Genomic DNA, 22,861 nt, shown 5'->3' with positions numbered 1-22,861 from the left:
CGACCGCCTGAGGGCGCAACGGTCGCCGACGGCGGCAGCAGGAACAGGGCATCGGACACCGAACGGTGAGGGAACAACGCGTGGACCCGCGACTTGAGCATCAGGACTGGATCTCGGCCATCTCCGCCACCGCGGCGGCCGATCCGGACCGCACGGCCTTCGAGTTCTCCGGGAAGGAGGACGCGCCGGTCGAGCGGCTCAGCTACGGACAGCTCGACCGGCGGGCCCGCGCCGTCGCGGCCCGGTTGCAGCGCCTCGGTCTGACCGACCGCCCGGTCCTGCTGCTCCAGCCGCCGGGTCTGGACTACGTCGTCTCCTTCATCGGTTGCCTGTACGCCCGGGCCGTCGCGGTGCCGGTCTACCCGCCCAACCGTCGGCCGCGCTCCCTGGAGCGGCTCGTCGACATCGTCGCGGACTGCGGGGCGACGGTGGCGCTGACCACCGCCGCCGTCCGCGACCGGCTGCTGCCCGACGACCCGGACGGCGCGGTGATGGACGTACTGCGCCTCCTGGCGACCGACCGGGTGCCGGACGAGGAAGCGGGGGAGTGGCAGCACCCGCGGGTCGGCCCCGACACCGTGGCCTTCCTCCAGTACACCTCCGGCTCCACCTCGGCGCCGCGCGGTGTCGTGCTCACGCACGGGAACCTGCTGCACAACTCGGCCCTGATCCAGCGCGCCTTCCGCACCACCGGCGCCACCCGCGGCATGTCCTGGCTGCCGCTCTTCCACGACATGGGACTCATCGGCGGCATGCTCCAGCCGCTGTACTACCAGGGCTCCTGCTCGCTGATGTCCCCCACCTCCTTCGCCCAGGACCCGCTGCGCTGGCTGCGCGAGATCAGCCGCAGCCGGGCCACGGTCAGCGGCGGCCCCAACTTCGCCTACGACCTGTGCGCCGACCTGGCCACCCCCGAGGTGCTGGCCGGACTCGACCTGAGCAGCTGGGAGGTGGCGTTCAACGGCGCCGAGCCGGTGCGCGCCGAGACCTTCCGCCGGTTCGCCGAGGCGTACGCCCCGGCGGGCTTCCGGGCCGAGGCCTTCACCCCCTGCTACGGGCTGGCCGAGGCCACCCTGATCGTCTCCTGCAAGCCGCACGGCACGGCCCCGGCACGCTTCTCGGCCCCGAACGCACTGCTCGCCGGAACCGGCGGGGCGGCGGACGAGCTGGTCACCGAGCCGGCGACCGCGGGGACCGAGGGGACCGAGGGGACCACCGAGCTGGTCAGCAGCGGCCGCCCGGACGACTCGCAGCGGCTGGAGATCGTCGACCCGGTCACCCGACGGGTGCTGCCCGCCGGGGAGATCGGCGAGATCTGGCTCGCCGGCCCGAGCGTGGCCCAGGGCTACTGGAACCGGCCCGAGCACACCGCGGCCACCTTCGGCGCCCGCCTCGCCACCGACGCGACCGGCGGGGAGCCCACCGGCCCGGCCACCGACGAGGACCCAGCCTTCCTGCGCACCGGCGACCTCGGCCTGCTCCACGAGGGCGAGCTGTACGTCACCGGCCGCCTCAAGGACCTGATCATCGTCCGCGGCCGCAACCACTACCCGCAGGACATCGAACAGAGCGTCTCCGCCGTCCACCCCGCGCTGCGCGCCAACTGCGGCGCCGCCGTCCAGGTCGAACTGGCCGGCACCGCCGAGCTGGTGATCGTCCAGGAGGTGTCCCGGGACCACCAGGACGGTGACCTGAGCGCGCTGGCCCGCGCGGTCCGCGAGGCCGTCGCCGAGGCGCACGGGATACGACCGGCCGCGGTGGTGCTGATCCGCGCCGCGACGCTGCCGCGCACCTCCAGCGGCAAGGTGCAGCGCCACGTGTGCGCCGCCTCCTACCGCGAGGGCGACCTCACCGCGCTGGCCCACAGCGGACGCCCGCAGGGCGCCTCCGTGGAGCGGGCGTCCGCCCTGGACGCCGCCGCGCTGCGCGGCGCCGAGCCGGCCGAACGCCCGGCGGTGCTGCTGGCCGCCCTGCGCTCCCTGCTCGCGGCCCGGCTCGGACTGGACGCGGCGGACCTCGCCCCCGAGCACCGGCTCGCCGAACTGGGCCTGGACTCGCTCGGCGCGGTGCGGCTGCGGCACGAACTGCACACCGCCCTGGGCGTGGACCTGACCCTGACCGAGGCGCTCGCGCTGGACCTGGCCGGACTGGCCGCCCTGCTCGCCGAGCGCTTCGAGGAAGCGGGCGCCGCGCCCGGACCGGCCGGTGCGCAGGAGCCCACCGCTCCCACCGAGCCCGGGGACCACCCGCTCTCGCCGAACCAGGCCGCCCTGTGGCTGCTGCACCAGGTCGCCCCCGAGAGCCCCGCCTACCTGGTCTCCACCGCCTTCCGCGTGCACGGCGCGCTCGACCCGAGCGCCCTCGGCGCCGCCCTGGCGGGCCTGACCCGGCGACACGCGGTGCTCCGCAGCACCTTCCCCCGGACCGACTCCGGACCCGTCCAGCGGGTGCACGCCGACCTCCCGCCCGCCTTCGAGCAGGTCGACGCCTCCGGCTGGAGCGCGACCGAGCTGGCCGCCCGCCTGACCGAGACCGCCGAGCAGCCCTTCGACCTGGAGGTCGGACCGCTGCTCAGGGCCCGGCTCTTCAGCGGGGCCGAGGGTGGTCACCACCTGGTCCTGACCGCCCACCACTTGGTGGGCGACCTGTGGTCGCTGTCCCTGCTGCTGGACGAACTGGCCGTCGGCGACGCGGCTGCGACCGCCGCCGCCACCGCCGATCCCGAGGCGGGCGCCCCGTTCGCGGCGTACGCCCGGCGCCAGATCGCCCTGCTCGACACCGCGGCCGGGCAACGCCGCTTGGACGGGTGGCGCACGGCCCTGGCCGGGGTCCGCTCCGGCACCTCCCTCCCCGCCGACCTGACGCCGCCCCGGCGCCAGCGGATGCGCGGCGCCGCGCTGCCGCTGGAGGTGGACGCCGCCACCACCGAAGCGCTGACGGCGCTTGCCCGGCGCGAGGGCAGCACCCTGTACACGGTGCTGCTGGCCGCCTTCCAGCTCCTGCTGGCCCGCAGCACCGGCGAGCACGACGTGGTCGTCGGCACCCCGACCCACGGGCGGGACGACGCCGCCTTCGCCCGTACGGTCGGCAGCCTGGTCAACACCGTGCCGCTGCGCGTCCGGATCGAGGCCGCCGAGCCGTTCACGGCCCTGCTGGCCCGGGTGCGGGAGAGCGCGCGGCTCGCGCTGGACGGCGCCGAGGTGCCGTTCCCGGCTCTGGTCGAGCTGATCCGACCGGACCGCGACCAGGGCGGCCGCCCACTGGTGCGCAGCCTGTTCAGCCTCCAGCAGGCACCCGGCGAGCACGCCGAGGCCCTGGTGGCGATGGCCACCGGTCAGGGCGGCGTGCCCTTCGCCCTCGGCGCCCTGGACTGCTCGACGCTGGCGCTGCCGGTCGGCGGCAGCCAGTTCGACCTCCAACTGACCCTGGGCGAGGCGGCGGGCGGCCTGGCCGGCGCGGTCCGCTACGACACCGACCGCTACCTGCCGGCGACCGCCCGGCGCTTCGCCGCCCACTTCACCACCCTGCTGGCGGAGATCGCGGCCGACGCCGCCCGCCCGGCGGGCGAACTGCCCCTGCTGGCCCCGGCCGAGCGGGCCGCCGTCCTCGCCGCGGGCAACGACACCGCCCTCGCCTACGACCCCGCCGACGGGGTGGTGCGCCGCTTCGAGGCCCAGGCCGCCCGCACCCCGCGCGCCGTGGCGGTCCGCGCCGCCGGCCCCGAGGGCGGCGAGGAGCTGGACTACCGGACCCTGGACCGGCTCGCCGACGGCGTCGCCGACCGGCTGCGCGCCCTGGGCATCGGCCCCGGCCGCACGGTGGCCGTCCTGCTGCCGCGCACCCCGCGGCTGCTCGCCGCCCTGCTCGGCGTGCTCAAGTCCGGCGCCGCCTACCTGCCGCTCGACCCGGGCCACCCGGCCGACCGGCTGGCCCTGGTGCTCGCCGACGGCGCCGCCGCGGCGGTGCTGAGCGACCTGCCCGCCGACCGGGTGCCCGCCGGGGACTGGACGGTGCTGGCGCTCGACACCATCGCCGAGGCGGAGCGCGACGCCGACACCACGATCGCGCCGGAATCGGCGGCGTACGTCCTGCACACCTCCGGCTCGACCGGGCGCCCCAAGGGCGTGGTGGTCCCGCACCGGGCCCTGGCCAACCTGCTGGCCTCCTTCCAGCGCGACCTCGGGCTCGCCCCCGGCGCGGGCTGGCTCTCCGTCACCACCCCGGCCTTCGACATCGCCGCGCTGGAGTACTTCCTGCCGCTGGTGCACGGCGCGACCGTGCACCTGGCCGACGCGGCCACGGCGGGCGACGGCTCCCGGCTGCGGGCCTGCCTGGAGACCGGTGGGATCAGCCACCTCCAGGCCACCCCGGTCACCTGGCAGCTGCTGCTGGACGCCGGCTGGGCGGGCACCTCCGGGCTGACCGCGCTGTGCGGCGGCGAGCGGCTGCCCGTGGAGCAGGCCGCGGAACTGCTGGCCCGCGGCGCACGGCTCTGGCAGGTCTACGGGCCGACCGAGACCACGGTGTGGTCGGCGCGCGGCGAACTGACCGCGGCCGACGGGGAACTGCCCCTGGGCACCCCGGTCGCCAACACCCGGCTCTACCTGGTCGATCCGCTCCTCCAGCCGGTCCCGGACGGGGTCACCGGCGAGCTGTTGATCGGCGGCGACGGCCTGGCCCACGGCTACCTGGACCGGCCCGGCCTGACCGCCGAACGCTTCGTCCCCGACGCCTTCGGCACGGTCCCGGGCGCCCGGCTCTACCGCACCGGAGACCTCGTGCGGCGCGGCCTCGGCGGCGAGCTGCTCTTCGTCGGCCGCTCCGACACCCAGATCAAGCTGCACGGACACCGCATCGAACTCGGCGAGATCGAGACCGCGTTGGAGCGGCTGCCCGCGGTGCGCCGCGCCGCGGTCGTCGTCGACGGCGAGGGCGCGCGGGCCCGGCTGGTCGGCTACCTGGAACAGCACGGCAGCCCCGCGACCCCCGCCGCCCTGCGCGAGGAACTGCGGCGCACCCTGCCCGGTTACGCGGTCCCCTCGCTGCTGGTGACGCTGGACGAACTCCCGCTGACCGCGAACGCCAAGGTGGACCGGCGGGCCCTGCCCGAGCCGGAGACCGTCCGCTCGTCGGGCGTCGTGGAGGAACCGGTCGGGCCGACCGAGCAGCGGATCGCCGCCATGCTCGCCGAGCTGCTCGGAGCCGAGCGGATCGGACGTCACGAGGACCTCTTCGACCGCGGCGCGCACTCGCTGCTGCTGGCACGCTTCGCCGAGCGCCTGCGGGCCGAGTTCGGCGCGGCACCGGCCCTGCACCTGCTCTTCGACCGGCCCACGGTGGCCGCAGTGGCCGCCCTGGTCGAGGCCGCGGACCGCGGCCCCGGGTCCGTCCCGGCGGCGCGGCCGGCCCCGGTCCGGGTGGACCGCGGCCGCTACGCCGTCAGCCGCGGGTCCGACGGCGCGCTGCGCCCGGTGCTCACCGGCGCGGTCGCCGAGGGGGAAGCGCGATGACCTCCGTCCCCTACCTCCCGGCCGAGCGGGCCGAGCGGCCGCACGCCGGCCCCGGCGGCTCCCCGGTGGACCGCTCGTACCTGCTGCGATGTCCGGTCTGCCGCGAGAGCCACGAGGACGACGGCCTGCGGCTGGACTGCGCCGGGGCGCACCGGCCCGGCCTGCTCACCACCGAGTACGCCCGCCCCTTCACCCCCGGGCCCGGCACCGGCCCGTTCCGCTACGCCTGCTGGCTGCCGACCGCCGGCCGGGAGCTGCCCGAGGGCGCCATCGGCGCCACCTACCGGGCCGAGGCCCTGGGCCGCGAGCTGGGACTGCCCGAGCTGTGGGTCGCCTTCAGCGGCTACTGGCCCGAGCGCGGCGCGGCGCTGGAGACCGGCAGCTTCAAGGAGCTGGAGGCGCAGGCGGTGCTGGCCCGGCTGCCCGAGCGCCCGCCGGTCCTGGTCGTCGCCTCGGCCGGGAACACCGCCGCGGCCTTCCTGCGGGCCTGTTCGCGCCAGCGCGTGGACTGCGTGCTCGTGGTGCCGGAGGCGGCGCTGCCCGCGCTCGGCGCCGCGGGCGAACGCGCCGACTGCGTGCGCCTGGTGACCGTCGCCGGCGACTACACCGACGCGATCGACCTGGCCGACGCGATCTGCGCCCGGCCCGGATTCCAGGCCGAGGGCGGCACCCGCAACGTGGCCCGCCGCGACGGCCTGGGGACCGCGCTGCTCGCCGCGGCCGAGACCATCGGCCGCCTGCCCGACCACTACGTGCAGGCGGTGGGCAGCGGGGCCGGCGCGATCGCCGCGCACCAGGCGGCCCGGCGGCTGCTGGCGGCCGGCTTCCCGGCGGCCCGGCGCCCGGGCGCCGCGGCGGGCGGACTGCCGCGGCTGACGCTCTGCCAGAACGCGCCCTTCGCGCCGATGGTCCATGCGTGGCTGGAGGGCCTGGACGCGCCGGTCATCGGCTGCGGCCCCGAGGTGCGGGCGGCGGTGGCCGCCGTACACGCCCCGGAACTGACCACGCGCAAGCCGCCGTACGCGGTGGCGGGCGGGGTGCGCGAGATCGTCACCGAGAGCGGTGGCGAGCTGTGCGCGGTGGACAACGCCGAAGCGGTGGCCGCCGGGCGGCTGTTCGCGGCGGCCGAGGGCATCGACATCGAACCCGCCGCGGCGGTCGCCGTGGCCGGACTGTGCCGGGCGGTCGCCGCCGGCCGGATCCGGCCCGAGGAGACCGTACTGCTGCACGTGACCGGCGGCGGCCGGGCCCGCCGCGCGCGCACCCACCCGCCCGTCCCGGTCCACCCCGACCTGCGGATACCGGCCGGGCTGGGCGCCGAGGCCGCCGCCTACCTGGTGACCGGCGCATGACGACCCCGACCCCCGGCGCCACCCCCGCGCACCTCCCCGCTCCCGATATCGCTCCCGACACCGCCCCTGACGTCGTCCCCGTCCCATCCGGTCGGCAGAAAGCAGAGCAGACCATGCAGCAGTTCGCCTTTCCCGCCACCTCGGCCCAGCGCCGGATCTGGCTGGTGGAGCGGCTGATCCCCGGCACCAGCGCCTACCACCTGCCGTTCGCCCTGCACCTGGACGGCCCGCTCGACACCGCCGCCCTGGAGGGCGCGCTGACCGGGCTGGTCCACCGGCACGAGTCGCTGCGCACCTGCTTCGAGCAGGTGGACGGCGAGCTGGTCCAACTGGTCGACGATCGGGCGACGTTCGCCCTGGAGCGGCGGGAGACCGAGGCCGCCGAGCTGGAGCGCGTACTGGCCGCCGACGCCGCCCGCCCCTTCGACCTGACCCGCGGCCCGCTGCTGCGCGCGGCCCTGCACCGGCTGGCGCCGGAGCGCCACGTGCTGGCGGTCACCGTGCACCACCTCGTGGCCGACATGTGGTCGATCGGCATCCTGCTGGCCGAACTGGCCCAGGGCTATGCCGGACGCGCCGACGAACTGCCCGAACTGCCGATTCAGTACGGCGACTTCGCCGTCTGGGAGGCCGATGCCCGGGCCGCCGTCGACGAGGCGGGCCAGGCCCACTGGCACCGGGCGCTCGCCGGCGCCCCCGAACTGCTGGAACTGCCCGGCGACCGGCCGCGCCCGGCCGTGCAGTCGCTGCGCGGGGACACGCTCGCGGTGGAGCTCCCGGCAGAGCTGTCCGCCGGGGTCCGGGCCCTGTGCCGGCGGGCCGGGGTCACCCCGTTCATGGCGCTGCTGGCCGCCTTCCAAGCCGTACTGGGCCTGCACAGCGGCAGCGAGGACGTCGTCGTCGGCACCGGCGCGGCCGTGCGCCCGCCCGAGGCCGAGACGCTGATCGGCTGCTTCATCAACATCCTGCCGCTGCGCACCTCGCTGGCCGGCGACCCGACCTTCGAGGAGCTGCTGGGCCGGGTCCGTGCGGCCGCGCTGGCCGCCTTCGAGCACCAGGAGCTGCCCTTCGAGCGGATGCTCCCGGAGCGGCCGGCGGCCCCGGCGCTCAGTCACAACCCGCTGGTGCAGTCACTGCTGCTCGTGCAGAACGCGCCGCTGGCCGCGCCCGAGCTGCCCGGCCTCTCGGTCGCCGTGCGGGAAGTGCCGCGCGGCGGCGCGCAGACCGACCTCAACCTCCAACTGCGCGAGGTGGACGGCGCGTTCACCGGAACCATCGAGTTCGCGAGCGACCTCTTCGACGCGGCCACGGTCCAGCGCCTGATCGGCCACTGGCAGACCCTGCTGGCGGCCGCGGTGGCCGAGCCCGGTACCCGGCTGACGGCACTGGCGGTCCTCACCCCGGCCGAGCGGCACCAGGCCCTGGTGGAGTGGAACGACACGGCCCACGTCCACCCGCAGGGCGGGGCCCTGCTGCACGAGCTCTTCGAGCGGCGGTCGGCCGCGGACCCGCAGGCAGCGGCCGTCGTCGGCCCCGCCGGCGAGCTGACCTACGCCGGGCTCGACGCGCTGGCCGAGCGGGTCGCCGGACGCCTGACCGAGCTGGGCGTGGGCCCGGACACCACCGTCGGGCTCTGCCTGTCCAAGGGCCCGGCGCTGGTGGCGGCCGTGCTCGGCGTGCTGAAGGCGGGCGGCGCCTACCTGCCGCTGGACCCGACCTATCCCCCGCAGCGCCTGGCCTTCATGCTCCGGGACGCGGCCCCGCCCGTGGTCCTCACCGAGCGGGCGCTGGCCGAGCTGCTGCCCGCCGTCGGGGCCGAGGTGCTGGAGGTGGAGGACGCCGAGCGGTGGCCCGGGACCCGGCAGCGGCCGGCCGCGCTGGCCCCGGACCACCTCGCCTACGTCATCTACACCTCGGGTTCCACCGGCACCCCCAAGGGGATCGCCGTCCCGCACCGCGGCGTCGTCAACAACCTGCTCGACCTCAACGACACCTACGGCATCGAGGCCGGCGACCGGGTGCTCGGCCTGTCGTCCCCCAGCTTCGACATGTTCGTCTACGAGACGCTCGGCATCCTGGCGGCGGGCGGCGCGGTGGTCATGCCGCACCCGGACCGGGCCCGCGACCCGCACCACTGGGTGGACCTGGTGCGCCGGTACAAGGTGACGGTGTGGAACTCGGCGCCGGCCCTGGCCGACGCCTTCGTCCGGGCGGGGGAGGAGCGGGGGGTCCGACTGCCCCGGCTCAAGGCGGCCTTCTTCGGCGGCGACTGGATCCCGGTGGGGCTGCCCGCGCGGCTGCGCCGCCTCGCACCGGACCTGGCCTTCATCGCGCTCGGCGGCGCCACCGAGGCGTCCATCCACTCGATCACCTACCCGGTGATCGAAACCGACCCGACGTGGACGAGCATCCCCTACGGCCGCCCCATGGTGAACCAGCAGGCCGTCGTCCTGACCCCCGGCCTGGCACCGGCCCCGATCGGCGTGCCGGGCGAACTCTGCCTGGCCGGCACCGGCTTGACCCGCGGCTACCTGCACCGACCCGCGCTGACCGCCGACCGCTACCGCCCGCACCCGGGCGCCGGCACCGGCCCGGTGCCGAGCGGGGCGCGGCTGTACCGCACCGGCGACCTCGCCCGCACCCGCGCCGACGGGGTGATCGAACTCATCGGGCGCCTCGACCACCAGGTCAAACTGCGCGGCCTGCGCATCGAACTCGGCGAGATCGAGGCCGTGTTGCGCCGCCACCCCGACATCGACCGGGCCGTGGTCAGCGCCCACGGCAGCGGCGACGACCGGCGCCTGATCGGCTACCTGGTGCCCACCGGGGACGCCGCCGCGGTCCCGTCGGCCGCCGAACTGCGCGCACTGCTGGGCGCGGAGCTGCCCGAGCACATGGTCCCGACGGCCTTCGTCACGCTGGACGCGCTGCCCCTGTCGCCCAACGGCAAGGTGGACCGGAGCGCGCTGCCCGAGCCCGACGGCCTGGCCGAGCGCGCGAGCGCCGCGTACGTGGCCCCCCGCGACGACGTCGAACTGGTGCTCGCCGCGCTCTGGGCCGAGCTGCTGGAGACCGACCGGGTCGGCGCCGAGGACGACTTCTTCGCACTCGGCGGCCACTCGCTGCTCGCCACCCGGCTCGCCTCGGCGCTGCTGGAGACCTTCGGCGTCGAACTGCCCCTGCGCGACCTCTTCGAGGCGTCCACCCTCGCCGAGCAGGCGCAGCGCCTCGTCGCCCGGGGCCACGAGGGCGGAACGGACGTCGCGGCCGTGGCCCAGATCGCGGCCGGACTGCTGGAGATGACCGACGAGGAGGCCCTCGGGCTGCTCGCCGAACACGAGGAGAGCATGGCATGAGCACCACCACAACGACCGCGGGCACCGGGGTCCTCGCCGACTACGCGGGCTACGGCGCCCAGCGCCTGGCCGCCGCCGACCCGCTGCTCAGCGACCTGCTGGAGCGCGAACACGCCCGGCAGAACGACACCCTGGCCATGGTGGCCGCCTCCAGCAGCGCCGACCCCTCGGTCCTGGCCTGCGCCGGAGCGAGCATCTCCAACGTCACCACCGAGGGCTACCCCGGCGCCCGCTACCACGCCGGCTGCGAACTGGTCGACGAGGTCGAGCGGTTGGCGGTGGCCCGGGCCCGCTCGCTGTTCGGCGCCCGGTACGCCAACGTACAGCCGCACTCGGGCAGCACCGCCAACCAGATCGTCCTGTGCACCCTGATGAAGCCGGGCGACACCCTGCTCGGCATGGAGCTCAGCGCCGGCGGGCACCTCACCCACGGCTCCCCGGCCTCGGTCTCCGGCCGCTTCTTCCACGCGGTCGGCTACGGCACCGACGCCGACGGCATGCTCGACTACGAGCAGGTCGCCGCACTGGCCCGGGAGCACCGCCCCAAGGTGATCGTCTGCGGCGCCAGCGCCTACCCGCGCACCGTGGACTTCCCCCGGTTCCGGCAGATCGCCGACGAGGTGGGCGCCTTCCTCCTCGCCGACATCTCCCACATAGCCGGCCTGGTCGCGGCCGGACTGCACCCCAGCCCGGTGGACCATGCGCACGCCACCACCACCAGCACCTACAAGCAGCTGTACGGGCCCCGCGGCGGCCTGATCCTGCTCGGCCGCGACGCCGACCTGCCCGTGCCCGGCACCCGGCGCACCCTGGCCCAGGCGATGTCGCACGGCACCTTCCCCTTCCTCCAGGGCACCCCGGACCTGGGCGCGGTCGCGGCCAAGGCCCGCGCCTTCGACATCGCCGCCCAGCCGGAGTTCCGCTCCCTCGCCGAGCGCGTGGTGTCCGACGCCCGCGAACTCGCGGACGCCTTCACCGGGCTCGGCCACACCCTGGTCACCGGCGGCACCGACAACCACATGGTGCTGCTCAATCTCGGCCCCCGCGGTCTGACCGGTGCGATCGCGGAATCCGCGCTGGCCGAGTGCGGGATCGTCGTCAACCGCAACCGGATCCCGGACGACCCGCACGGCCCCCGGGTCACCAGCGGCATCCGCTTCGGCACCAACACCCTCGCGCTACGCGCCATGGGCCCCGTCGAGATGCGCCGCTGCGCCGCGCTGATCGACCGGGTGCTCACCGCCGTGGTGCCCCGAGGCGAGCGCGAGTTCACCCTCGACGACGCCGTGCGCGCCGAGGTGCGGGGCGAAGTCACCCGGCTCTGCCGGGAGTTCCCGATGCCGCACCACCTGCCGGCCTGACCCACTTCCCGCCACCGACCCTCCCGGGACCACCCAATGAGCCAGTCACCCCAGCGCACCGCGCTCTCCTCCGACAAGCGCCGGCTGCTCGCCAAGCTGCTCCAGCAGCAGGGCATCGCCCGCGCCGGCGCCGCCGACCTGATCGCCCGGCGCCCCGAAGGGGTCCGGCTGCCGCTGTCCTTCGCCCAGCAGCGCCTCTGGTTCGTCGAGCAGTTCGCCGGTCCGAGCCCGCTCTACAGCATCGCCTGCACCGTCCGGCTGACCGGACGGCTGGACGCCGCCGCGTTCGAGGGGGCCCTGGGCCGGGTGGTGGCCCGGCACGAGGCGCTGCGCACCACCTTCCGCGTCGAGGACGGCCGCCCCGAGCAGGTCGTCCTCGCCCCGGCCGGGATCGCGCTGCCGCTCACCGACCTGTCCGACCTGACCGGGGACGCGCGGCGGGACGCGCTCGCCGAGCTGACCGAGCGGGAGAGCCGCCGCCCCTTCGACCTGGCCACCGGACCGCTCCTGCGCGCCGTGCTGGTCCGGCTGGCCGAGGAGGAGCACGTCCTGGTGCTCACCGTCCACCACATCGTGGCGGACGGCTGGTCCCTCGACATCCTGGTGCGCGAACTGGCCCACCACTACGGTGCGGACGCCGCCCAGCTCCCCGAACTGCCCGTGCAGTACGCCGACTTCGCGCTCTGGCAGCACGAGCGGGTCGGCGGCGAGACGCTGGAGGGCCAACTGGCCCACTGGCGCGAGCGGCTGGCGGGCGCGCCCAGCACCGTGGACCTGCCCACCGACCGGCCGCGCACCGCCCGCCAGGGCTTCGCGGGAGCTTGCTTCCCCTGGCGGCTGGACGGTGACCTGGCCACCCGACTGACCGCACTCGCCCGCGAGCACGACGCCACCCTCTACATGATCCTGCTCGCCGGCTTCACGGCCGTGGCGCACCGCTGGAGCGGGCAGGAGGACCTGGTCATCGGCTCGCCGATCGCCAACCGCAACCACCCCCAGACCGAGGGTCTGATCGGCTTCTTCGTCAACATGCTGCCGCTGCGCGCGGACCTCTCCGGCAACCCGACCTTCCGCGAACTGACTTCCCGGGTGCGGGAGTCGGCGCTCGCCGCCTACGCCCACCAGGACGTGCCCTTCGAGCGGATCGTCGAGGAGACCCGCCCGGACCGTGACGCGGGCGGCCGCACCCCCTTCGCCAACCTGCTGCTGGTCCTCCAGAACACCCCGGAGACCCGGATCGAGCTGCCCGGGCTGCGGATGGACGTGGCCGCGGTGGACACCGGCACCGCCAAGTTCGACCTGCACCTCCAGGTCACCGAGACCCCGCAGGGCCTGACCGGCCTGGCCGACTACAGCACCGAGCTGTACGACGAGCGCACCGTGCGCCGGTTCATCGACCAGTGGCTGTGCCTGCTGGCGGCCGCGGTCGACGCCCCGGACACCCGCCTGGACGCGCTGCCGCTGCTGACCGGCGCCGAGCGCCGCGCCGAACTCGATGCCGGCGCGGCCCGGCGGCCCGCCGCGGCGCGGCCCGCCGACCTGCCCGCGGCCTTCGCCGCCCAGGCCCGGCTGCGGCCCGACGCGATCGCGGTCGGCTGCGGCGAGGAGCGGCTGACCTACGCCGAGCTGGACCGCCGCTCGGACGCGCTGGCCCGGCGGCTGCGCGAGCTGGGGGTGGGGCCGGAGAGCCGCGTGGCGATCTGCGTCGAACCCTCGGTGCGCCTGGTCACCGGGATCCTCGGCATCCTCAAGAGCGGCGGCGCCTACGTCCCGCTCGACCCGCGCCACCCGGCCGATCGACTGGCCTTCACCCTCGGCGACTGCGGCGCCACGGCCCTGGTCGCCGACCCGGAGCACGCCGGACTCGCCGCCGGCGCCGACGGCGCCGCCGCCATCCCCGTCCTGGACGCCGACCAGCCGCTGTCCGCGCAGCCGCTGGAGCCGGCCCCGCTGGGGCCGGACCACCTCGCCTACGTGATCTACACCTCCGGCACCACCGGCCGGCCCAAGGGCGCGCTGCTCACCCACGCCAACGTGCTGCGGCTGTTCGACGCGGCCGCCGGGGACGTGTCCTTCGGCCCGGACGACGTCTGGTCCCTCTACCACTCGGCCGCCTTCGACTTCTCGGTCTGGGAGATCTGGGGCGCACTGCTGCACGGCGGCCGGATCGCCGTGGTGCCGCAGGAGGCCCGCCGCACCCCCGCCGCCTGCCACGCGCTGGTGCGCGCCGAGGGCGTCACCGTGCTCAGCCAGACGCCCACCGCGTTCCGCCAGTTCGCCGACGCGGACGCCGCGGCCGGCGCCCGCGACACCGGCCCGCTCGCGCTGCGGCACGTGGTGTTCGGCGGCGAGGCCCTGGAACCGGGCACGCTGCGCGACTGGGCCGCCCGGCACCCCGACGGACCGCGCCTGGTGAACATGTACGGCATCACCGAGACCACCGTGCACGTCACCGCGCACACCCTCGGCGCGGCCGACCTGGCCGCCCCCGGCAGCGTGATCGGCCACCCGCTCGCCGACCTCGCGGTGCACCTGCTGGACCGGCGCGGCGAGCCCGTGCCGCCCGGGGTCCCCGGCGAACTGTGCGTCGGCGGTCCGGGCCTGGCCCGCGGCTACCTCGGCCGCCCCGGCCTGACCGCCGAACGCTTCGTGCCCTCCCCGCTCGGCGACGGCGCGCGCCTGTACCGCAGCGGCGACCTGGCCCGGCGGCTGCCCGACGGCACGCTGGAGTACCTGGGCCGCATCGACCAGCAGGTCAAGGTCCGCGGCCACCGGGTCGAACTCGGCGAGATCGAAGCGGAGTTGGGCGCGGCCCCGGGCGTACGGCACGTCGCCGTGCTGCCCAGCCGGGCCCCGGACGGCGCCACCGGACTCGTCGCCTACCTGGTCCCCGACCAGGAGGCGGGAGAGCGGCCGGAGCGGGACGAGGTCCGCGCGGCCGACACCGCCCAGGTCGCCCAGTGGCGCACCGTCTTCGACACCGCCTACGACCAGTACGAGCAGGTCGGCGGCGCCGACCCCACCTTCAACATCCGCGGCTGGAGCAGCAGTTACACCGGCGAGCCGATCCCCGCCGAGGAGATGCGGCGCTGGGTCGAGGACACCGTCGAGCTGGTCCGCCGCACCGGCCCGCGCCGGGTCCTGGAGATCGGCAGCGGCACCGGCCTGCTCCTCTTCCGGCTGGCGGGCGCCTGCGAGCGGTACACGGGCCTGGACCTCTCCGAGACCGCGGTCGCCCACGTCCGCCGGCACCTGCCCGAGGACTGGGAGCACGTACGGCTGCTGCGCCGGGCCGGGCACGAGGTGGACGACCTCGCGGCCGAGGAGTTCGACACCGTGATCGTCAACTCGGTGGCGCAGTACCTGCCGAGCGCCGGCTACCTGGTCGAGGTGCTCACCAAGGCCGCCGCCGTGCTCGCCCCGGGCGGGCGCATCGTGGTCGGCGACGTGCGCCACCTGGCCCTGCTGGACGCCTTCCAGGTCTCGGTCCTGCGGCCGGGCCTGCCCGCCGGAGCGGCCGGGTCGGAGCTGGCCCGCCAGGTGCGCCTCGCCGTGCGGCAGGAGGACGAACTGCTGCTGGACCCGCGCTTCTTCGAGGCGCTACGCCGGGAGATCCCGCGGATCGGGCGCGTCGAGGTGACGCTCAAGCCCGGCCGCGACCCCAACGAGATGACCCGCTACCGCTACGACGTGGTGCTGCACCTGGACACCGCGCCCGAGCCCACCGCCCCGGCCCGCACGGTGGCGTGGACCGGCGGCGACCTCCGGACCCTGCTCGACGGCTCCCCGCTCGTGGTCACCGGCATCCCCAACGCCCGGGTGCACGCGGACGCCCGCACCGCCGCCCGCCTCGCCGCCACCGCCGCGGGCGAGGCCGAGGACACCACTGCCCTCGACCCGCAGGAGCTGCGCGAGCTGGCCGACGCGCTCGGTCTCACCGTCGACCTGAGCTGGGCGGGCGGCGACCCGCTCGGCCGCTTCGACGCGGCCTTCCGCCCGGCCGGGACCACCCGGGAGAGCGCCGCGGCGCCCGCCGGGGACAGCGCGGGCCTGCCGTGGCCGCACTGGGCCAACGACCCGCACCGCGGCCGCGCCGCCCGCGGCCTGGTGCCCCGGCTCCGCACCCACCTGCGGGAACGGCTGCCGGAGTACATGGTTCCGGAGGCCTTCGTCACCCTGGACGCGCTCCCGCTGACCGCCAACGGCAAGCTCGACCGGGCCGCGCTCCCCGCACCGGACTGGTCCACCGGCTCCTCCGCCCTGCTCGCCCCGCGCGACGACACCGAACGGGCCCTCGCCGAGATCTGGAGCGCCGTCCTCGGCGTGGCCCGGATCGGTCTCGCCGACGACTTCTTCGACCTCGGCGGCCACTCGCTGCTCGCCGTCCAGGTGACCGCCGCCGTCCGCGAGGCGCTGGGCCGCGAGCTGACCGTACGGGCGCTGTTCGAGGCGCCGGTCCTCGGCGAGTACGCCGAGGCGGTGCGCCGAGCCCCGGTCGCCGAAGTCCCCGCCGAGCCGGTCGCACCGGTGCGCGAGGCCGTACCGGCCGCCGACGCCGGCTTCGACGACCTGTCCGCCGAGGACCTGGCCGCGCTGATGGGCGGGGAGCTGTGAGCGCCCCCGACCGGACCCACGCCCCGGACCCCGCGTCCGCCCCGAACCCCGCCCCGAACCCCGAACCCACCCCCGTGAAGGAGCACCCCGTGGCCACCACCCCCCGCACCGTCGAGGTGCTCGCGACCTCCGCCGCCCAGCGCCGGTTCTGGCTGGTCGACCGCCTGGAAGGGCCCAGCGGCGTCTACAACACCGCAGCCGCACTGCGGCTGCGCGGACCGCTGGACACCGAGCACCTGCGCCAGGCCTTCCAGCTCCTCGTCGACCGGCACGAGGCCCTGCGCACCGTGTTCCCGGCCCGCGACGGCGCCCCCGTCCAGCTGGTCCTGCCGCGCCGCGCCTTCGAGCTGGGCCTGACGGAGGCCACCGGGGCGGGCGAGGACGAGGTCCGCGCGCTGGCCGGCCGGCTCGCCGAGCAGCCCTTCGACCTGGCCAAGGGGCCGCTGATGCGGGCCGAACTGATCTCCCTCGGGCCCGCGGAGCACCTGCTCGTCGTGGTCCTGCACCACATCGTGGTGGACCGCTGGTCCTTCGGCCTGCTGATGTCCGAACTCTCCGAGGCCTACGCCGCCCGGGCCGAGGGGCGGGAGCCGCGGCTGCCCGAGCTGCCGGTGCGCTACGCCGACCACGTCGCGGGCCGCCAGGCCCTGCTCGACGGCGCCCTCGGCGACCGGCTGCTCGGCTACTGGCGCGGTCAACTCGCCGGCGCCCCGGAAGCGTTGGAGCTCCCCACCGACCGGCCCCGGCCGCCGGTGCGCAGCTTCCGCGGTGCGAGCGTGCCGGTGCGGCTGGACGCGGCCGCCTCCCGGGCGGTGCGCGACCTGGCCAAGAGCGCGGGCGCCACCCCCTTCATGGTGCTGCTCGCCGCCTTCCAGGCCGTACTGGCCCGGCACGCGGGCACCGCCGAGGTGGTCGTGGCGACCGGGCCCGCCACCCGGGCGCCGGGCGCCGAACTGCTCGTCGGCTCGCTGGTCAACACGGTGCTGCTGCGCACCTCGCTGGCCGGCGACCCCACCTACGCCGAGCTCGTCGAACGGGTGCGCGGCACCGCGCTGGACGCCTTCGACCACCAGGAGCTGCCCTTCGACCGGCTGGTCGAGGAGCTGGCGCCCAGCCGCGACCTGTCGCGCAACCCGCTGGCCCAGGTCGGCTTCGTGCTCCAGAACGCCCCCGCCACCACCCCCGAGCTCACCGGCCTGGCCGTCGAGACGGTGCCCGTGACCCGGGACAGCGCGCACATGGACCTCGACCTCCAACTCGCCGAAGAGGACGGCTGCTTCACCGGGTTCGCGGAATTCGCCCTCGACCTGTTCGACGCCCCGTCGGTGGCCCGACTGCTCGGCCACTGGACCACCCTGCTCGGCGCCGCCGTCCGTGCCCCCGACACCCGGCTGTCCGCACTGCCGATGCTCACCGCGGCCGAGCTGGAGCGGGAACTGCACACCTGGAACGACACCGACGGCGAGCTGCCCGCCGGGCTGCGCGTGGACCAGCTGTTCGCCCGCCAGGCGGCCCGGACCCCCGACGCGGACGCGGTCATCGACGCGACCGGCGCCCTGTCCTACCGGGCCCTGGACGCGTGGGCCGCGCGGATCGCCCACCGGCTGCGGACGGCCGGCGTCGGCCCCGACGTGCCGGTGGCGCTCTGCCTGGAGCGCGGGGCGGGACTCAGCGCCGCCATGCTGGGCACCCTGCGCGCGGGCGGCGCCTTCCTCGGGCTGGACCCCTCCTACCCGGCCGACCGGCTGGCCTACATGCTCGCCGACGCGGCCCCGGCCGTGGTGCTGGCCCACCGGTCCACCGCCGGCGTGCTGCCGCCCGGCACCCCGGTGCTGCTCCTGGAGGACATCGCCGACGACGGAGCCGAGTTCGGTCGTACCGCGGCCGAACCCGGCTCCCCGGCGGGGGAGTCGACGACGGCGGGCGAGACCAACCTCGCCTACCTCGTGTACACCTCCGGCTCCACCGGACGCCCCAAGGGCGTCGCCGTCACGCACCGCGCCATCGCCAACACCTTCGCCGGACTGGCCCGTTCGCACGGCTTCGGCCCCGGGGACCGGATGATCGCGCTGCACTCGCCGAGCTTCGACCCGGCCGTGCACGACTGCCTGGCCCCCCTCGTCGTCGGAGCCACCGCCGTCTTCCCCGCGCAGGGCGCGAACCGCGACCCGCGGCACTGGGCCGAGCTGGTCGCCCGGCACCGGGTGACCGTGTGGTCGATGGGACCCGCCGGCACCGAGGCGATGCTGGCCGCCGCCGAGGAGCACGGCCTGGCCCTGGAGAGCCTGCGCACCGCGATGATCGGCGGCGACGTCCTGCCGCCCGCGCTGCCGCCGCGCCTGCGCGCCGCCGCCCCCGGCTGCCGGGTGGTCAACTCGGCCGGCGTGGCCGAAGCCGCCTTCTGCAACAACGAGCACCTGGTCCCCGAGGACGCCGGGGCCGGCCCCGTGCACTACGGCCGCCCGCTGCTCAACCAGCGGCTGCTGGTGCTGGACACGCTGCTGCGGCCCGTCCCGGTCGGCGTCCCCGGCGAGCTGTGCGTGGCCGGCGAGGGCCTGGCCCGCGGCTACCTGGGCCGCCCCGGCCTGACCGCCGAGCGCTTCGTGCCGCACCCGCACGGCCGGGCGCCGGGCGAGCGCCTCTACCGCACCGGCGACCTCGCCCGACGCCGGGCCGACGGCGAGCTGGAACTGCTCGGCCGCTCCGACAACCAGGTCAAGATCCGCGGCTTCCGGGTCGAGCCGGGCGAGGTGACCGCCGTCCTGCTCGGGCACCCCGCCGTGGCCGACGCGGTCGTGGTGGCCCGCGGCAGCGGCCCGGGCGAACGCCGCCTGGCCGCCTACTGGGTGCCCGCGGCCCGCCCGGACGCCACCCGCCCGGACGCCACCAGCCAGGACGCCGCCCCCGCGAGCGGGGCCGAGCTGGCCGCCTGGCTGCGCGAGCGGCTCCCGGCCCACCTGGTCCCCGCGCTGTGGACCGAGCTGGCGGCCCTGCCGCTCTCGCCCAACGGCAAGGTGGACCGGACCGCGCTGCCCGAACCGGCGGCGGCGCCCGACACCGCGGACCGCCTCGCCCCCCGCACCCCCGACGAGGCCGCCGTCGCCGCGATCTGGCAGCGGCTGCTGGAGCTGCCCGAGGTCGGCGTGCTGGACGACTTCTTCGCCCTCGGCGGCCACTCGCTGCTGGCCAACCGGCTGGTCAGCGGGCTGCGCGCCGAGTTCGCCGTCGAGGTGCGGCTGCGCGAGGTCTTCGCCGCCCCCACGGTGGCCGCGCAGGCCGCGCTGATCGGACGGCTGCGCTCCGCCGAGGGCGACCCCGCCCCGGCCCCGCTGCCGCCGGTCACCCCCGCCGACCGCTCCCGCCCCCTGCCGCTCTCCTTCGCCCAGCAGCGGATGTGGCTCTTCGACCGCTTCGCCCCCGGCAACCCGGCCTACCACGTGCCCACCGCGGTACGGATCGACGGCCCGCTGGACCCGGTGGCCCTGGCCGCCGCCCTGCGCGCCCTGATGGCCCGGCACGAGGTGCTGCGCACGGTGGTCGCGGAGACCGACGGCGCCCCGGTCCAGCGGGTCCTGCCGGTCGGCGAGGCCCCGCTGACCGTCCGCGAGATCGCCGCCGGCGAGCGGGCGACGGACCTGGTCGACGCCTTCGTCACCCGCCCCTTCGACCTGGCGGCCGAGGCACCGCTGCGGGCCCTGCTGCTGCGCACCGGCCCGACCGAGCACCTGCTGGTCCTGGTGATCCACCACATCGCGCTCGACGGCTGGTCGATGGGCGTCCTGGTCGAGGACCTGGCCGCGCTCTACGACGGCCACACGCCGGAGCCGCTGCCCGTCCAGTACGCCGACTACGCCCGCTGGCAGGCCGACCGGGCGGCCGAGGGCCGCTGGGACGCGCAGCTGGAGCACTGGCGCGGCCGGCTCGCCGGACCGCTGCCGGTCCTGGAACTGCCCACCGACCGGCCCCGCCCGGCCACCCCGAGCCTGGCCGGCGCGGTCCACGAGTTCCACCTCTCGGCCGAGCTGACCGAACGGCTGCGCGCCCTCGGCGCCCGGCACGGCGCCACTCTGTTCATGGTGCTGCTCGCCGGCTACCAGACCCTGCTGGGGCGGCTCTCCGGCGCCGACGACGTGGTCGTCGGCACCCCCGTCGCGGGCCGCGGTCAGCGCGAACTGGACGGCCTGGTCGGCTGCTTCGTCAACAGCCTCGCGCTGCGCGGCGACCTGTCCGGCGACCCCGCCTTCGCCGAGCTGCTGGAGCGCACCCGCGACCGCGTCCTCGCCGACTTCGACGGCCAGGACGTCCCCTTCGAGCAGGTGCTGGACACCGTCGGCGCCGAGCGCGACCCCGCCCGGCACCCGGTGTTCCAGACCATGCTGACCCTGCAGAGCGCCCGCCCGCCGCGGGCCGGCTTCCAGGGCCTGCGCGTGGAGCCCGTGGAGGCGCAGACCGGCTCCTGCCTGATGGACCTGATGTTCACCGCCGCGGAGCGCGACGGGGCCACCGCCTTCACGGTGGAGTACGCGACGGACCTGTTCGACGCCCCGAGCGTCGCCCGCCTGGCACACCGCTTCGGCCTGCTGCTGGAGGCCGCCGCCGACGCCCCCGGCACCGCCCTGTCCCGACTCCCGCTGCTGGACGCCGAGGAGCGCCGCACCGCGCTCACCGACTGGAACGCCACCGAGCGTCCGCTGCCCACAGGCGGCCTGCACGACTTGGTGGCGGCCGCCGCCGCCCGGACCCCCGGCGCCCCGGCACTGGAGCACGAGGGCCGGACTACCAGCTACGCCGAGCTGGAGGCCGACGCCGAGCGCTGCGCCGCCCGGCTGCGCGACCTGGGCATCGGAGCGGAGAGCGTCGTCGCCGTCCACGCGGCCCCGACGCCCCGGCTGGTCACCGCCCTGCTCGGGGTGCTGAAGGCCGGCGCGGCGTTCACCACGCTCGACCCGGCGCTGCCCGAGGAGCGGCTGCGGCTGCTGCTGGAACTGTCCGGCGCCCAGCTCGTGCTGAGCGACGGCGACGCCCGCGGCGCCCTCCTGGACACCGTCCCGGTGGCACCGATCGAGGCGCCGGCAGCTCCCGGCGGGAGCGTGCCGACGACCGGCGCCGTGACCGAACCCGCCGCGCTGGCCTGCGTCTTCTTCACCTCCGGCACCACCGGTTCCCCCAAGGGCTCGATGTTCACCCACGAGGGCCTGGTCAACTTCACCCTCGCCATGGCCGAGGAGTTCCGCCTGGCCCCCGGCGACCGCTTCCTGCAACTGGCCTCCACCGGCTTCGACGTGCTGCTGGAGGAGCTGTTCCCGGCGCTGGCCGCCGGCGCCACCGTGGTGCTGCCCGGGGCCCGTCTGCTGGCCGCCGGCGTGGACCTGACCGGCTACCTGGCCGAGCACCGGATCACCGGCCTGGAACTGACCACCGCCTACTGGCACGACTGGGCCGCCGAGCTGGCGCGCACCGGCGCCGAGCTCCCCGCCGACCTGCGGTTCGTCGCGATGGGCGGCGAGCGGGTGCGCCGGGACCGGCTCGCCTCCTGGCAGCGGCTCGGGGTGGAGCTGGTGCACGTGTACGGGCTGACCGAGGTCACCTGCACCTCGACCACCCTGCACGTCGGCGCCGAAGCGGTGGACGGCGACGGACTGCCGATCGGGCACCCGCTGGCCAACACCACCGTCTACCTGCTCGACGCGGCCGCGGCGCCCGTACCGATCGGCTCACCGGGCGAACTCCACCTGGGCGGCGCCGGTCTGGCCCGCGGCTACCTGGGCCGCCCCGGCCTGACCGCCGAACGCTTCGTCCCGGACCCGTACGGCGAGCCCGGATCCCGGCTCTACCGCACCGGCGACCTGGCGCGCCACCGGGCCGACGGAGCCGTGGAGTTCATCGGCCGCGCGGACCAGCAGGTCAAGATCCGCGGACACCGGATCGAGCCCGGCGAGGTGGAGGCGCGGCTCGCCGAACGGCCCGAGGTCGGCGCCGCCGCGGTGGTGGTCCGCGAGGACGAGCCGGGCGAGAAGCGCCTGGTCGGCTACGTGGTGGCGGCCCCCGACACCACACCGGACGTCTTCGCGCTGCGCGCCGCGCTGCGCGAGCGGCTGCCCGAGTACCTGGTGCCGTCCTCGATCGTGCTGCTCCCCGAGCTGCCGCTGAACGGCAACGGCAAGCTCGACCGCGGCGCGCTGCCCCGGCCCGGCCGGGCCGAGCTGACCGGCGCCGCGGCGGTGGCGCCGCGCACCCCCATGGAGACGGAGATCGCGGAGCTGGCCGGGGAACTGCTCGGCCTGCCGGCCGTCGGCGTCCACGACGACCTCTTCGACCTGGGCCTGCACTCGCTGCTGGCCGCCCGGTTCGCCGCCCGGGTGCGCGAGACCTGCCGGGTCGAGGTGCCCCTGCGGGTCTTCTACGAGGCCCCCACCGTGGCCGAGCTGGCCCTGCGGGTCGTCCAGCTCCAGGCCGAGGAGAGCGACCCGGAGGAGCTGCTGCGGCTGCTCGCCGAGCTGGAGGCCGAGGAAGGCCTCACCACCGCCTGAGCCCCCCCGCACCACCCGCACCACCCGCCCCGTCCGGGGCCGCCCGCCCCGTCCGGGGCCGCCCGCCCGCCGGGCGGCCCCGCCCCGCCCCACCCACCCCGGAGCCCCTGGAACCCCGGCCGCTCCGGCCACTGGAGG

6 protein-coding genes are annotated in these 22,861 nt (G+C 76.4%); all 6 read left to right on the top strand.

The window, feature by feature from the left end:
- Nucleotides 1-80 precede the first annotated feature (80 nt).
- The 6 genes from ACIQWR_RS37005 (at nt 81) to ACIQWR_RS36980 (ending at nt 22,723) form a co-directional block, all read left to right on the top strand.
- Entirely contained in the window at nt 81-5,510 is a 5,430-nt protein-coding gene (locus ACIQWR_RS37005) for an amino acid adenylation domain-containing protein (RefSeq protein WP_404019114.1), read from the top strand.
- Nucleotides 5,507-6,862, top strand: a complete 1,356-nt coding sequence (locus ACIQWR_RS37000) for a cysteate synthase (RefSeq protein ID WP_404019112.1) — start codon at nt 5,507-5,509, stop codon at nt 6,860-6,862. Before ACIQWR_RS37005 ends, ACIQWR_RS37000 begins: the two co-directional genes overlap by 4 nt.
- Entirely contained in the window at nt 6,859-10,218 is a 3,360-nt protein-coding gene (locus ACIQWR_RS36995) for an amino acid adenylation domain-containing protein (protein ID WP_404019109.1), read from the top strand. The genes ACIQWR_RS37000 and ACIQWR_RS36995 overlap by 4 nt, the downstream gene beginning before the upstream one ends.
- Nucleotides 10,215-11,579: a serine hydroxymethyltransferase gene (gene glyA / locus ACIQWR_RS36990; protein WP_404019107.1), complete on the top strand. Its 1,365-nt coding sequence runs from the start codon at nt 10,215-10,217 to the stop codon at nt 11,577-11,579. Before ACIQWR_RS36995 ends, glyA begins: the two co-directional genes overlap by 4 nt.
- Before the next feature lie 36 nt (nt 11,580-11,615).
- A complete protein-coding gene (locus ACIQWR_RS36985) occupies nt 11,616-16,193 on the top strand; it encodes an amino acid adenylation domain-containing protein (RefSeq protein ID WP_404019104.1) in 4,578 nt (1,525 codons plus the stop codon).
- An 89-nt stretch (nt 16,194-16,282) separates the two neighbouring features.
- The gene (locus ACIQWR_RS36980; RefSeq protein WP_404019101.1) at nt 16,283-22,723 is read left to right on the top strand and encodes an amino acid adenylation domain-containing protein; all 6,441 of its coding nucleotides are present in this window, start codon (nt 16,283-16,285) and stop codon (nt 22,721-22,723) included.
- Nucleotides 22,724-22,861: the final 138 nt, after the last annotated feature.

The organism is Streptomyces sp. NPDC098789 (assembly GCF_044759975.1).
GTDB lineage: Bacteria > Actinomycetota > Actinomycetes > Streptomycetales > Streptomycetaceae > Streptomyces.
The sequence above is the reverse complement of the archived record's forward strand: the minus strand, read 5'-3'. Positions and strand labels throughout refer to the sequence as shown.

Bases quoted from the DNA above. Each gene is read 5' to 3' on its own strand.
- ACIQWR_RS36995 (WP_404019109.1), top strand. From the start codon at position 6,859: ATGACGACCCCGACCCCCGGCGCCACCCCCGCGCACCTCCCCGCTCCC.
- glyA (WP_404019107.1), top strand. From the start codon at position 10,215: ATGAGCACCACCACAACGACCGCGGGCACCGGGGTCCTCGCCGACTAC.
- ACIQWR_RS37000 (WP_404019112.1), top strand. From the start codon at position 5,507: ATGACCTCCGTCCCCTACCTCCCGGCCGAGCGGGCCGAGCGGCCGCAC.
- ACIQWR_RS36985 (WP_404019104.1), top strand. From the start codon at position 11,616: ATGAGCCAGTCACCCCAGCGCACCGCGCTCTCCTCCGACAAGCGCCGG.